This window comes from Pseudonocardia sp. P-1 (genome assembly GCF_058111925.1).
Map to the genome: position 1 here is coordinate 4,220,389 of NZ_CM176614.1, position 12,913 is coordinate 4,233,301.

Consider the following 12,913-nt stretch of genomic DNA (forward strand, 5'->3'; position numbering starts at 1 on the left):
TGTGGTCGTTGTGGTCACGGGGCTACTCGTCGTCGGCGTCGTCGCGTGCGAGGAAGCTCGACAGCCGCTCGACGGCGGTCTCGAACTGCGGGTTCGCGTCGACGAAGGCGCGGAGCCGGTCGGCCAGCCACTCGACGCTGACCTGCTCGTCGCCGCGCCGGTCGACGAGCTCCTCGATGCCGCGGTCGGTGAAGTACATGCCGGCGAGGATACGGCGGTCGCCGCTTGACCCGGACGCGACGGCATCGTTTCCGATGGGTCTCCCACCGCCTCGTGAGGAGATCCCATGTCCACCGTGCCGCCTGCCGTGCCGCCCGCGGTGCCGACCACCGGACGGACCGTCGCCCCGACCCCGGTGAGCGACCGCGCGCTCGCCCCCGACCTCGCCCGGGGCGCGATGCTGCTGCTGATCGCACTGGCCCACGCGCCCTGGTTCGCCTACACCTCGGAGCTGGGGGCCACGCTGCTCCACGCCGCGGACGGCGGGCCCGCCGACCGCATCGCCCAGGTCGTGACCATCACCGCCGCCGACGGCCGCGCCTGGACGCTGTTCGGGTTCCTGTTCGCCTACGGCATCGGGCAGCTGTACGCCCGCCGGATCGCCGGCGGCGGCACCGACGCGCAGGCGCGGCGGCTGCTGCGCACCCGGCACTGGTGGCTGCTCGCCCTCGGCCTGCTGCACGCGGCCCTGCTGTGGCAGGGCGACATCCTCGGCACCTACGGCGTCCTGGGCCTGGTGCTGGTGCCGCTGTTCCTGCACCGCAGCGACCGCACCCTGCGGATCGGGGCCGGGGCCCTGGTCGGTCTCGCCGTGGCCGTTCCCGCGGTGACGGGTGTGCTGGCGCAGTTCACGGGTGGCGCGACGCCGACGTCCGCCGCGCAGCAGCTCGCCCTCGCCACCCCGGACTGGTTCGCGACGCTGCCGCTGCGGCTCGCGCTGTGGGTGTCGGCGATCCCCGGGGCGTTCGTGACGCTGGTGATGCCCGCCGCGGTGCTGCTCGGGCTGCTCGCCGCGCGGCACCGCGTGCTGGAGGAGCCGGGCGCGCACCTGCCCCTGCTGCGCCGCACCGCCGCCGTCGGCATCGCCGTCGGTCTGTCGGCCGGGCTGGCCCAGGCCCTCGTGCACGTCGGCGTCATCGCGCTGCCGGACCCGGGTGCGTTCGCCGGCCTGCACATCGCCACCGGGATCTTCGCCGCGCTCGGCTACGCGGCGGTGTTCGGCCTCGTCGCGCACCGGCTCGGAACCCGTCCGACGGCACCGCTGCCGGTCCGGGCCCTGGTCGCGCTCGGCCGTCGCTCGCTGAGCGGCTACCTGGCGCAGTCGCTGCTGTTCGTGCCGCTGCTCACCGCCTGGGGCCTCGGGCTGGGCGCGCACCTGTCGGGCTGGTCGGCGTCGCTGGTCGCGGTCGGGGTGTGGCTGCTGACCGTCGTCGTCGCGTACCGGCTCGACCGGGCCGGCGTGCGGGGGCCCGCCGAGACGCTGCTGCGCCGCCTGACCTACGGGCCGTCGCCGCGGAGCGCTCGGTAGCGTCGACGGACCGCCGCGCCCGCGGCCCCGCCGCCCCCGTTCCGGAGTTCTCATGGCACTCACCCCTCCCGTGGCCCGCACCCTGCACGACGTCGGCCTGGCCGCCTGGTTCGGCGGCTCGCTGATGGGCGTCACCGGCCTCAACGGCGCACTGGACGCGGTCGGCGACCCGGCCGAGCGCGAACGGCTCGCCGGCGCGGGCTGGGGCGGGTGGGGCCGGATCGGCACCGCCGCGACGGCGGCGCACCTGCTGGGCGGGGCGGGCCTGCTGGCGCGCGACGCGGTCCGCCGGCGCGAGCCGGGCGTCGCGGCCGCGGCGGCGACCCGGACCGCACTGACCGGTGCCGCGCTCGCCGCGAGCGCCTGGGCCGGGGCGCTGGGCCGCCGCGCCGCGACGCCGGAGGGCCCGGATGCCGCGCTGCGCCGCCGGATCCGGGTGGCGGAGTGGGCCGTGCCGGTCGTGACCGGCGTCGCGGTCGTCGCCGGGGCGCTGCGCCGCTCCTGACCCGTGGGACACGGACGGCCCGGCCGGGGAGATCCCCGACCGGGCCGTCGTCGTGCGTGGTGTTACCGGGCGAACGCCTTGTCGATCAGCTCGGCCTGCTCGACCTCGTGCACCTTCGACGAGCCGGCGGCCGGGGCCGCCATCCGGCGCCGGGACACCCGGGTGAAGCTGCCCTGCAGCTGGGGCAGCTTCTGCGGCAGCTCCAGGCCGTAGTACGGCCACGAGCCCTGGTTGGCCGGCTCCTCCTGGACCCAGCGGACGTCACCGGCGGCCTCGGGGTAGCGCTCGAGGACGGCGGCGATCTCCTCGGCCGGCATCGGGTAGAGCCGCTCGACGCGGACCAGCGCGGCCTCGTCCACCGTGGTGTCGCCGTTCTTGCGGCGCTTGTCGCGGGCCGCGGCCAGCTCCCAGTAGATCTTGCCGGAGCAGAACAGCACCCGCTTCACACCGGAGACGGTGTCGCCCTTGCCGGCGTGCTCCGGGTCGTCGATGACCGGGCGGAACCGGCCCTCGGTGAAGTCGGACAGCGGGCTGACGACCTGCTTGGCTCGCAGCATCCACTTCGGCGTGAAGACCACCAGCGGCCGGCGCACCCCGTCGAGGGTGTGCTGGCGCAGCAGGTGGAAGTAGTTCGCCGGGTCCGACGGCAGCGCGACGGTCATCGAGCCCTCGGCGCACAGCTGCAGGAAGCGCTCGATGCGCCCGGAGCTGTGGTCGGGGCCCTGGCCCTCCAGGCCGTGCGGCAGCAGCAGCGCGACGTCGGAGAGCTGGCCCCACTTGGCCTCGCCGGAGGAGATGAACTCGTCGATGATCGACTGGGCGCCGTTGACGAAGTCGCCGAACTGGCCCTCCCACATGACGAGCGCGTCGGAGTTGGCGACCGAGTAGCCGTACTCGAAGCCGACCGCGGCGAACTCCGAGAGCGCCGAGTCGTAGGGCAGGAACCGGCCCTGCCCCTCGGCCAGGTTGCGCAGCGGGAAGTACTCCGCACCGGTGTGCCGGTCGATCAGGACCGAGTGCCGCTGCACGAAGGTGCCGCGACGCGAGTCCTGACCGGACAGCCGGACCAGCCGGCCGTCCATCGCCAGCGAGCCGATGGCGAGCAGCTCGGCGAAGGCCCAGTCGACGTCGCCCTCGCGGGACATCTTCTCGCGCTTGCGCAGCACGGGCTCGACCCGCTTGTGCACGGCGAACCCCTCGGGGAGGTTGGCGTGCACGTCGCCGATCCGGTGGACGACCTCGAGCGGGACCGAGGTGTCGAGGTCGGACGGGACGAGCTGCTCGGACTCGATCGACGGCGAGATCACCGGCGGGGTCTTCTCGAGCTCGCGCACCTCGTTGAAGACGTGCTCGAGCTGGTTGGAGAAGTCCTTGAGCGCCTGCTCGGCCTCCTCCATGGTGATGTCACCACGGCCGATCAGCGACTCGGTGTAGATCTTCCGGACGCTGCGCTTGGCGTCGATGATGTCGTACATCGACGGCTGGGTCATCGAGGGGTCGTCGCCCTCGTTGTGGCCCCGGCGCCGGTAGCAGATCATGTCGATCACGACGTCGTTGTTCCAGCGCTGGCGGTACTCCACGGCCAGCTTGGCGACCCAGACGCAGGCCTCCGGGTCGTCGCCGTTCACGTGGAAGACCGGCGCGCCGATCATCTTCGCGACGTCGGTGCAGTACTGCGAGGAGCGCGAGTGCTCCGGCGCGGTGGTGAACCCGACCTGGTTGTTGACGACGACGTGCACGGTCCCGCCGGTGCGGTACCCGCGCAGCAGCGCGAGGTTCAGCGTCTCGGCCACGACGCCCTGACCGGCGAAGGCCGCGTCGCCGTGCATCAGCACCGGCAGCACGGTGAAGCCGCCGTCGCCCTTGTCGAGCAGGTCCTGCTTCGCGCGGACGATGCCCTCCAGCACCGGGTCCACGGCCTCCAGGTGCGACGGGTTCGCGGTCAGCGAGACCGCGGTCTCGCCGTCGCCGAACATGCGGAAGTACTTGCCCTCGGCACCGAGGTGGTACTTCACGTCGCCGGAACCGTGCGCCTGGCCCGGGTCAAGGTTGCCCTCGAACTCGCGGAAGATCTGGCTGATCGGCTTGCCGACGATGTTGGCCAGCACGTTGAGCCGGCCACGGTGCGGCATGCCGATGACGACCTCGTCGAGCTCGCGCTCGGCGGCCTTGTCCAGCACGGCGTCGAGCAGCGGGATGACGGTCTCGCCGCCCTCCAGCGAGAACCGCTTCTGCCCGACGTACTTGGTCTGCAGGAAGGTCTCGAAGGCCTCGGCCGCGTTCAGCCGGGACAGGATGTACTTCTGCTCCGAGGGGTCCGGCTTGACGTGCGCGACCTCGATGCGTTCCTCGAGCCACTTGCGCTGCTCGGGGTCGGCGATGTGCATGTACTCCGTGCCGATGGTGCGGCAGTAGGAGTTGCGCAGCAGGCCGAGCACGTCGCGCAGCTTCATGTGGCTCTGCCCGCCGAACCCGCCGACCGCGAAGTCGCGGTCGAGGTCCCACAGGGTCAGGCCGTGGCTGAGGACGTCGAGATCGGGGTGCCGGCGCTGGCGGTAGTTCAGCGGGTCCGTGTCGGCCATCAGGTGGCCACGGGTCCGGTAGGACTCGATCAGCTCCAGCACGCGGGCGGTCTTGTCGACCTCGCCCTCGGGGAAGTCCTGCACCCAGCGGACCGGCTCGTACGGCACCCGCAGCGAGGCGAAGATGTCGTCGTAGAAGCCGTCCTCGCCGAGGAGCAGCTGGTGGATCCGGCGCAGGAAGTCGCCGGACTCGGCGCCCTGGATGATCCGGTGGTCGTAGGTCGAGGTCAGCGTGATGATCTTGGAGATGCCGAGCTCGACGAGCCGCTCCTCCGACGCGCCCTGGAAGGCGGCCGGGTACTCCATCGCGCCGACGCCGACGATCGCGCCCTGGCCCACCGACAGCCGCGGCACCGAGTGGTTGGTGCCAAGCGTGCCGGGGTTGGTCAGGCTGATCGTGGTGCCCGCGAAGTCGTCGGCGGTCAGCTTGCCGTCACGGGCCTTGCGGACCATGCCCTCGTAGGCCTGCCAGAACTGCGCGAACGACATGTTCTCGCAGCCCTTGATCGACACGACGATCAGCGAGCGGCTGCCGTCCTTGCCCGGCATGTCCATCGCCAGGCCCAGGTTCACGTGCTCCGGCGTCGCGACCGAGGGCTTGCCGTCGGTCTCGGCGAAGTGCCGGTTCATGTTCGGGAAGTCGGTCAGCGCCCGGACCAGCGCGTAGCCGATCAGGTGCGTGAACGACAGCTTCCCGCCGCGCGTGCGCTTGAGGTGGTTGTTGATGACGATGCGGTTGTCGGCGAGCAGCTTGGCGGGCACCGCACGCACGCTCGTCGCCGTGGGCAGCTCGAGCGAGGCGGTCATGTTCTTGGCGATGGCGTTCGCGGCACCGCGCAGCGGGGTGGTGGTCGCGCCACCCCCGTCCTGCGCCGGCTTCGCGGCCTTGGAACCGCTGCCCGCGGCGGGCTTGGCCGGTGTCCCGTTCGACGACGACGCCGGGGCCGGTGCGCTCGCGGTGCGCAGGCGCTCCTCGGCGGGCGGCGGCTCGGCCTTCGGGGTGACCGGCGGCGGGACGTCGCGGGAGGTGGCGGTGCCCTTGCCGCCGGCCTTCCCGCCGTTCGTCACGGCCTTCTGGGCCGGGGCGTCGCCGGAGCCGGCCGCGCCGGTCTCCGTGCCGCTCCCGCTGCCCTGGTCGTCCTCGGTGGCCGCACCTCGGGTGACCCCACCCGAGGAGGCCGCCGGGGCGGACCCGTTGCCGGCGGAGGTGTCGGCCGGCACCTCGGTCCCGACGGACGACGAGGAGGCCTTCTCACCGTCCTTGCCGTAGTCGGCGAAGAACTCGTGCCAGGCCGGGTCCACGGCCGACGGGTCCTCCTGGAAGCGCTGGTACATCTCCTCGACGAGCCACTCGTTCGGACCGAAGTCGCTCGCCTGATGGGAGGTACTGCTCGATGACACTCTGCGTCAACCGCCTTGATAGCTGCTCGATTTGTCGCGACCGGCTACCAGGTTAGTCCCCTCGGCGCGAGACCGGGCAGTGTGCCGGGTCCCACTTCGTGATCGTTTCGTGATCGACCGCACGCGGACGGCGAGCGGCACGATTCAGAAGCCGGGCGGGGACCCGAGGACGCCGACCACCGCGGTCTGCGTCGCCGTCTCGGCGACGACCGTCCCGACCGGCGGGCCGACGCGGGCCGGGCGGCGGACGGTGTCGCGCTCGCCGGCGTACTGCCCGTCGACGGGGGAGATCAGCAGCTCGGTGCGGACCGGCCCGTCGTCGTGGACGAGGGTGGGGTGCCGCTCGCCGTCGAGGTTGTCGGTCTCGCCGAGGGAGACGGCCGGCATCCGGCGCAGCGCGGCGTAGAGCACCGCGCGCAGTTCGGCGGGGACCCGGCAGGTCCGCAGCGCGTCGACCGCGCTGGGGAACGGGCCGGTGTAGCCGCGGCCCGGCGGGCTGTCGGCGATCAGCCGGTCCAGCATCGCGGCCGGGTCGCGGGGCAGGCCCGCGAGGAACGCCTCGGTGGGGTTGGCCCACGAGCCGACCTTCGCGGCGGGCCGGTGGCCGTGGAGCGCGGCGTAGAAGTCGCCGTGCGGGGCGCGGAAGCGGCCGGTGGGCCACTGGTCGGCGATGTCGAAGCCGTCCTCGATCGCGGCGGCGCCGTCGCCGGACAGCCAGTGCACGCGGCCGGTCAGCTCGCGGTCGAGCAGCCAGTCCTGGGCCGGGTCGAGCGGGGTCCACTGCTGGAGCAGGTGCTCGCTGTAGTGGACGCAGAGCTCGTCGCGGGCGAAGCAGGTCCCCATCCACCAGGCGTGCGTCGCCGTGTGCCGGTACTGACCGGGGGAGATCGGCTCGTCGGAGGTCCGGATGGCGAGCTCCAGCAAGTCGGGCTCCTCGTCATGTCGCGAGTCCTGTCGCGGGTGCCCCGGCAGGGGTTGCCCGGGGCGCCGTGAACCGTGGATGACGTCACACATTCTCTACGCCCTGCCTACGAGCCGTGACGCGACCCCCCGGTACTGGGCCGAACGGCGCAATGCCGCAGGTCCCCTCGTCGGGGGGTGACGTGGTGCTCACGCGGCCGGGCCGCGGCCGGACAGCCGGAACCCGCGGTAGCCGTCGGCGGCGACGTCGGCGCAGGTCGCGGCGTAGCGGGCGAACCCGCCGGCGTAGGGCATGAACACGCTCGGCTTGCCCGGCACGTTCGCGCCCAGGTACCAGGACGACGCGGCCCGCGGCAGCAGTGTCGCGTCGGCGGCGGCCCGGTTGTGCTCGCCCCAGTCGCGCTCGGCGGCCGGGTCGGCCTCGATCCGGTCCCGGCCGGTCGCGCGCAGGTGTGCCAGGCAGCCGGCGATCCAGTCGACGTGCTGCTCGATCGAGGTCGGCATGTTCGTGAGCACCGACGGGCTGAACGGCCCGGTGACGGTGAACAGGTTCGGGAAGCCGGACACGGCCAGTCCCAGGTAGGTCCGGGGGCCCTCGCGCCAGGCGTCGCTCAGCGCGGTGCCGTCCGGGCCGACCGGGTCCAGCCGCAGCAGCGGACCGGTCAGCGCGTCGAAGCCGGTGGCGAACACCAGGTCGTCCAGCTCGTGCAGCGCGCCCGAACGCAGCCGCAGGCCACCCGGCTCGACGGCCTCGACCGGGTCGGCCCGGACGTCGACGAGCGTCACGTCGTCGCGGTTGTAGGTCTCGAAGTAGTGGGTGTCGATCGGCGGGCGCTTGGTGGCGAAGCCGTGGTCGTGCGGGAGCAGCGCCTCGGCGGTGGCCGGGTCCTCGACGACCTCCCGGATCCGGTCGCGGATGAACTCCGAGGCGGTGGCGTTGGCGGCCTCGTCGGCGAGCAGGTCCCGGTAGGCCGCGCGGAACCGCAGCCCGCCGCGCTCCCAGGCGGCCCGGTAGACGCGCTCGCGCTCGTCGTCGGGGTCGTCGAGGGCGGAGCGGTCGTCGATCGTGAACGGGTGCCCGTTGGTGGATCCGGCCTGGATCTCGCGGATGTGGTCGTAGTCGGCCTTGTAGGCGCGCGACTCGTCCTCGGTCAGCGGGCCGTTGCGGGCCGGGATCGAGTAGTTCGGGGTGCGCTGGAAGACGGTCAGGTGCGCGGCCTGCTCGGCCAGCACCGGGATCGCCTGGATCCCGGTCGAGCCGGTGCCGACGACGCCGACCCGCCGCCCGGCGACGTCGACGCCGCCGTGCGGCCAGCTGCCGGTGTGGAACCAGCGCCCGGCGAAGTCGTCCAGGCCCGGCAGGTCCGGCACGTTCGCCGCGGACAGGCAGCCGACCGCGGTGACGAGGAACCGGCAGCGCAGGTCGGGGCCGTCCTCGACGGACACGGTCCAGCCCCGGCCGTCGGCGTCGGCGCGGGCCCCGGTGACGGTGGTCGAGAGCCGGATGTCACGGCGGAGGTCGAACCGGTCGGCGACGTGGTCGAGGTAGGCCCTGATCTCCGGCTGGCGCGGGTAGCGCTCGGTCCAGGTCCACTCCTGCTCCAGCGCGGAGTCGAAGGAGTAGCAGTAGTAGTAGCTCTCCGAGTCGCACCGCGCGCCCGGGTAGCGGTTCCAGTACCAGGTCCCGCCGACGCCGTCGGCGCGTTCCAGCACGACGGCGGACATCCCGAGCCCGCGCAGACGGTGCAGCATGTAGAGCCCGGCGAACCCGGCTCCGACCACGACCGCGTCGAACTCCTCGGGGGCGACGTCCTGACCAACAGCGCTGTCGACCATGTCACCCAGATGAGCACGCCCGCGCGGGCCCGGCAAGCCCGGACCTAGGACATCCAGGTCTTGAGCTTCTCGAACGTGTGGTTCACGTCGTCGGTCATCGGGTTCACGTGCAGGTGGGTGATCCCGTTCTCCTGCAGCGCCGCGATCCGCTCGCGGACGTGGCCCTCGGAGCCGATCAGGGTGACCTTGTCGATGAAGTCGTCCGGGAGCGCGGCCATGGCCTCCTCCTTCTTCCCGTCCAGGTAGAGGTCCTGCACGGTCTTCGCCGCGTCGGCGTAGCCCTGCTTGGCGAAGACGGTGTTGTAGAAGTTCTTGCCGCGCGCGCCCATGCCGCCGATGTAGAGCGCGTAGAGGCCGCGGGCGGCCTGGCGGGCCGGTTCGAAGAACTCCTCCTCGAGCGCGACGATCCCGCCGCCGGTGATCTGCAGGGGGCCCAGCTCGGGGGCGCGCTTGGCGTAGCCGGCCTCGAGGGCGGGCCCGAAGACCTCCTGGATCTTCTCCGGCAGCACGACGTGCGGCAGCCAGCCGTTCGCGAGTTCGGCGGTCATCTGCAGGTTCTTCTCGCCCAGCGCGGCCACCCAGATCGGGATGTCGGCGCGCTTGGGGTGGTTGATGATCTTCAGCGGTTTGCCGAGGCCGGTTCCTCCGGGCAGCGGGATCGGGTAGAGCCCGTCGTTGGTGAGCTTCTCCTCCCGCTTCCAGACCTTGCGGCAGATCTCGATGATCTCCCGGGTGCGCCCGATCGGCTTGTCGTAGGCGACGCCGTGGAAGCCTTCGATGACCTGCGGGCCGGATGCGCCGAGGCCGAGGCTGAACCGGCCGTCGGACAGGGCGTCGAGGCCGGCCGCGGTCATCGCGGTCAGGGTCGGGGTGCGCGAGTAGATGGGCAGGATCGCCGAGCCGATCTCGAGCCGCTCGGTGCGTGCGGCGAGGTAGCCGAGCACGGAGACGGCGTCGAAGGAGTAGGCCTCGGCGGCCCAGACGACGTCGAGGCCGGCGCGTTCCATGTCGGTGACGGCGTCCGCGTTGCGGATCGGGTCGTCGCCGTAGGGGAGGACGGTGGAGAGCTTCACTCCCCGTTCAGTACTCACAAGTTACTCGTCGGTCAAGCCCGGACCGGGGCGGAACCCGAATCCCAACAGGGGGGTTAACCGCACTGCCCGCGGGGTACGGGTTCCGCGACAGTGGGACGCATGACGCTCGAGGCCGCACCTCCCCGCAGCACGTCCGCGAAGCGGACGCCCGCGCCGATCGTCGACGGGCAGCGCCCGCCCGGCGCGATGTTCCTGGTCGGACTGTTCGTCGTCCTCCCGACGCTCGCGCTGTTCGCCGCCGTCCCGCTCGCGTGGGGCTGGGGCCTCGGGTGGGTCGACGTCGCGCTGTTCGTCGTCTTCTACCTGGTCAGCGGCCTGGGCGTGACGGTCGGTTTCCACCGCTACTTCACCCACGGCTCGTTCAAGGCGAACCGGCCGCTGCGGATCGCGTTGGCGATCGCCGGCAGCATCTCGCTGCAGGGCAGCGTGCTCGACTGGGTCGGCGACCACCGCCGGCACCACGCGTTCTCCGACAAGGAGGGCGACCCGCACTCGCCGTGGCTCTACGGCACCGGCGCGAAGGCGCTGGTCAAGGGCTTCTGGCACTCGCACATGGGCTGGATCTTCAACCGCGACCTCACGAACATGAAGCGGTTCGCCCCGGACCTGCTCACCGACCGCGACATGATGCGCGTGGAGAAGGCGTTCCCGTTGATCGTCGTGTTCAGCCTGGCGGGCCCGGCGCTCGTCGGCGGCCTGGTCACCATGTCCTGGTGGGGCGCGTTCACCGCGTTCTTCTGGGCCGGCCTGGTTCGCGTCGCGGTGCTGCACCACGTCACCTGGTCGATCAACTCGATCTGCCACATCTGGGGCGAGCGCCCCTTCGCCTCCCGTGACAAGTCCGCCAACGTCTGGTGGCTGGCGGTCCTGTCCTTCGGCGAGTCCTGGCACAACCTGCACCACGCCGACCCGACCTGCGCCCGGCATGGTGTGAAGAAGGGCCAGATCGACATCTCGGCCGTCGTCATCCGGGGCTTCGAGAAGCTCGGCTGGGCGACCGCGGTCCGCTGGCCCACCACGCGCCGCCTCGAGAAGCTCTCGAAGAAGCCGGCCGCCACCGCGGCCTGACCCCTCCGCGTCATACGTCCGACGCCCCCGGTGCCCCGTGCACCGGGGGCGTCGTCGTGTCCGGGGCCCTAGCGGCGACGCCGGGCCGGTCGCCGCCTCCCCGCCGTCGACGGGGGGCGCGGTGCCGGCGCGGCCGGGGGCTCGCTGCGGCGGGTCCGGGTGCTGTGCGCCGAGCGGCCGCGCACGATCCCGATGAACTCCTCCATGAGGTCGCTGTTCTCCGCGTCCGGCCAGGTCAGCGCGACGCCGGACCCCGGGGCGTCGACCAGCGGCCGGTAGGTGAGGTCCCGGCGGTGGTGCAGCCGGGCCAGCGACTGCGGGACGACCAGCACCCCGACCCCCGCGGCGACGATCTCGACCGCCTCGGCCGTCGTCGGCGGGGCGTACTCCGCGGCCCGGCCGGGCGGCCCGTCGGGCCAGTCGAGCGTGTCGTCGCCGGTGCGCAGGACGATCTCGTCGGCCAGGTCGGCGACGGTCACCTCGTCGGCCGCGGTCACCACGTGCTCCTTCGGGACGACCACCACGGTGGTCTCGGTGTAGAGCGGGATCGCGTGCAGCCCGGTCCGGTCGATCGGCAGCCGGGCGACGGCGGCGTCCACCGTGCCCGCGCGGACCAGGTCCGCGGCCTCGGCGGCGGTCACCGTGTGCAGCTCCAGGGGGACTCCGGGGCGGCGCTCGGCCCACATCCGGGTCCACTTGCCGGGGGTGACGCCCGGGACGTAGCCGAGGTGGAAGGACGTGGCGGTCACCGGTCGAGGCTAGCCGCATAGCCTGGTGACATGACGCGCCAGAGGTCCGCACAGACGATGAAGCCCGCGACCGCGGCGAAGAAGCTCGGCGTGCTCCTCGACGCCACGCCGGCCGACTTCCGCGAGGGGGTCGTCTCGCGCGACGAGCTCGACGCCCTGCAGGCCGACCCGCCGGAGTGGCTGCGCGAGCTGCGCACCACCGGGCCGCACCCGCGCCCGGTCGTCGCGGACCGGCTCGGGGTGTCGATCTCGGGGCTCGCCCGCGCCGGGATCACCGAGCCGCTGACCACCGAGCAGATCGCCGTGATCAAGTCCGAGGAGCCGGAGTGGCTCGCGCGCGAGCGCGCCACCCGCGCCGAGAGCCAGCGCGAGGCTGCACGGTTGAAGGCGCAGCAGCAGAAGAAGTAGGTCGAGGACCGGAACCGTCCTCGTCCGCCGCCAGGCTCGTGGCATGACGAGCTACCTCCTGGTCCCCGGTTTCTGGATCGACGCGACGGCGTGGAGCGCGGTCGCGGACGACCTGCGCGCCCGCGGGCACGACGTGGCCGCGCTCGACCTCGGCCACGAGCCCGGTGCGACCGCGGAGACCCGCGTCGACGAGGTGCTCACCGCACTCGGGGACGCGGGCGACCCGGTCGTCCTGATCGCCCACAGCGGTGCGGGCCCCGTCTGCGCCGCGGTGGCCGAGCGCGCCCGGGGCCGGCTCGCGCACCTCGTGTTCGTCGACACCGGACCGCTGCCCGACGGCGTCGCACAGATCGACTTCACCCCGCCCGACGCGCAGGCCGCGACCCGGGCGACCCTCGCCGGGCACGGCGCGCTGCCGATGCCGGCCCGTGCCGAGCTCGACGCCGCCGGCAGCAGCACCGCCGGCGTCCCGGACGCCGTGTTCGACGACGTCCGTGCCCGCTCGGTGGCCGAGCCGCCCGGGGTGGTGCTCACCGGCGCGCGTCGCGGGACGCCCGACCCCTCGCTGCCCAAGACCGTCGTGGCCTGCAGCTTCGCTCCCGACGACGTCCGGGAGCTGATCGACGCGGGCGCACCCGGGTTCGCGGAGATGGGCGGTCCGGAGTGGACGATCGTCGCGCTCCCGACGGGGCACTGGCCGATGCTGTCCGAGCCCTCGGGGCTCGCGGGGGTGCTCGACGGGCTGGGGTGACCCGCTGCCTCGGTGCGTGCCGCCGGCACTCTGCCAGGGGTGCCGGGCCGCGGGTCGAACGCCGAGATGC

The 12,913-nt window shown here is 72.9% G+C and carries 11 protein-coding genes; 5 read left to right on the plus strand and 6 right to left on the minus strand.

Going from position 1 to position 12,913, the window contains the following annotated elements; all coding sequences use genetic code 11:
* Nucleotides 1–22: 22 nt before the first annotated feature.
* Complete coding sequence (locus AC0GKK_RS20770; RefSeq protein WP_020623156.1) at nucleotides 23–199, minus strand: DUF6104 family protein; 177 nt, start codon at nucleotides 197–199, stop codon at nucleotides 23–25.
* An 87-nt stretch (nucleotides 200–286) separates the two neighbouring features.
* On the opposite strand from AC0GKK_RS20770, the gene AC0GKK_RS20775 reads away from it, so the two are divergent.
* Both AC0GKK_RS20775 and AC0GKK_RS20780 read left to right on the plus strand, forming a co-directional pair.
* Complete coding sequence (locus AC0GKK_RS20775) at nucleotides 287–1,528, plus strand: DUF418 domain-containing protein (protein WP_489882345.1); 1,242 nt, start codon at nucleotides 287–289, stop codon at nucleotides 1,526–1,528.
* Nucleotides 1,529–1,580: 52 nt separating this feature from the next.
* The gene (locus AC0GKK_RS20780; protein WP_482638251.1) at nucleotides 1,581–2,033 is read left to right on the plus strand and encodes a hypothetical protein; all 453 of its coding nucleotides are present in this window, start codon (nucleotides 1,581–1,583) and stop codon (nucleotides 2,031–2,033) included.
* Between the two features lie 62 nt (nucleotides 2,034–2,095).
* Here the strand turns inward: AC0GKK_RS20780 and AC0GKK_RS20785 are convergent, their stop codons facing one another.
* From AC0GKK_RS20785 to AC0GKK_RS20800, 4 genes are all read right to left on the minus strand, one after another.
* Entirely contained in the window at nucleotides 2,096–6,016 is a 3,921-nt protein-coding gene (locus AC0GKK_RS20785; RefSeq protein ID WP_489882346.1) for a multifunctional oxoglutarate decarboxylase/oxoglutarate dehydrogenase thiamine pyrophosphate-binding subunit/dihydrolipoyllysine-residue succinyltransferase subunit, read from the minus strand.
* Between the two features lie 144 nt (nucleotides 6,017–6,160).
* Nucleotides 6,161–6,940, minus strand: coding sequence for a hypothetical protein (locus tag AC0GKK_RS20790; protein WP_062397463.1), 780 nt, complete (start codon nucleotides 6,938–6,940; stop codon nucleotides 6,161–6,163).
* Nucleotides 6,941–7,126: 186 nt separating this feature from the next.
* Nucleotides 7,127–8,773, minus strand: coding sequence for a flavin-containing monooxygenase (locus tag AC0GKK_RS20795; RefSeq protein WP_405415298.1), 1,647 nt, complete (start codon nucleotides 8,771–8,773; stop codon nucleotides 7,127–7,129).
* Nucleotides 8,774–8,817: 44 nt separating this feature from the next.
* Nucleotides 8,818–9,846 carry an LLM class F420-dependent oxidoreductase gene (locus AC0GKK_RS20800; RefSeq protein WP_179761914.1) on the minus strand — a complete coding sequence of 343 codons (1,029 nt, stop codon included), beginning with the start codon at nucleotides 9,844–9,846 and terminating at the stop codon, nucleotides 8,818–8,820.
* 120 nt (nucleotides 9,847–9,966) lie between these two features.
* Here AC0GKK_RS20800 and AC0GKK_RS20805 point away from each other — a divergent pair, with 120 nt between their 5' ends.
* Entirely contained in the window at nucleotides 9,967–10,935 is a 969-nt protein-coding gene (locus AC0GKK_RS20805; protein WP_073578549.1) for an acyl-CoA desaturase, read from the plus strand.
* A gap of 68 nt (nucleotides 10,936–11,003) precedes the next feature.
* Here AC0GKK_RS20805 and AC0GKK_RS20810 read toward each other — a convergent pair whose 3' ends face one another.
* The gene (locus AC0GKK_RS20810; protein WP_308819471.1) at nucleotides 11,004–11,621 is read right to left on the minus strand and encodes a LysR substrate-binding domain-containing protein; all 618 of its coding nucleotides are present in this window, start codon (nucleotides 11,619–11,621) and stop codon (nucleotides 11,004–11,006) included.
* 93 nt (nucleotides 11,622–11,714) lie between these two features.
* On the opposite strand from AC0GKK_RS20810, the gene AC0GKK_RS20815 reads away from it, so the two are divergent.
* Nucleotides 11,715–12,092 carry a DUF5997 family protein gene (locus AC0GKK_RS20815; protein ID WP_179761915.1) on the plus strand — a complete coding sequence of 126 codons (378 nt, stop codon included), beginning with the start codon at nucleotides 11,715–11,717 and terminating at the stop codon, nucleotides 12,090–12,092.
* A gap of 43 nt (nucleotides 12,093–12,135) precedes the next feature.
* Complete coding sequence (locus tag AC0GKK_RS20820) at nucleotides 12,136–12,843, plus strand: esterase/lipase family protein (protein WP_489882347.1); 708 nt, start codon at nucleotides 12,136–12,138, stop codon at nucleotides 12,841–12,843.
* Nucleotides 12,844–12,913 lie beyond the last annotated feature (70 nt).

Coding starts and splice junctions, on each gene's coding strand:
- AC0GKK_RS20770 (WP_020623156.1), bottom strand. CDS start 199: ATGTACTTCACCGACCGCGGCATCGAGGAGCTCGTCGACCGGCGCGGC.
- AC0GKK_RS20775 (WP_489882345.1), top strand. CDS start 287: ATGTCCACCGTGCCGCCTGCCGTGCCGCCCGCGGTGCCGACCACCGGA.
- AC0GKK_RS20780 (WP_482638251.1), top strand. CDS start 1,581: ATGGCACTCACCCCTCCCGTGGCCCGCACCCTGCACGACGTCGGCCTG.
- AC0GKK_RS20795 (WP_405415298.1), bottom strand. CDS start 8,773: ATGGTCGACAGCGCTGTTGGTCAGGACGTCGCCCCCGAGGAGTTCGAC.
- AC0GKK_RS20805 (WP_073578549.1), top strand. CDS start 9,967: ATGACGCTCGAGGCCGCACCTCCCCGCAGCACGTCCGCGAAGCGGACG.
- AC0GKK_RS20810 (WP_308819471.1), bottom strand. CDS start 11,621: ATGTGGGCCGAGCGCCGCCCCGGAGTCCCCCTGGAGCTGCACACGGTG.
- AC0GKK_RS20815 (WP_179761915.1), top strand. CDS start 11,715: ATGACGCGCCAGAGGTCCGCACAGACGATGAAGCCCGCGACCGCGGCG.
- AC0GKK_RS20820 (WP_489882347.1), top strand. CDS start 12,136: ATGACGAGCTACCTCCTGGTCCCCGGTTTCTGGATCGACGCGACGGCG.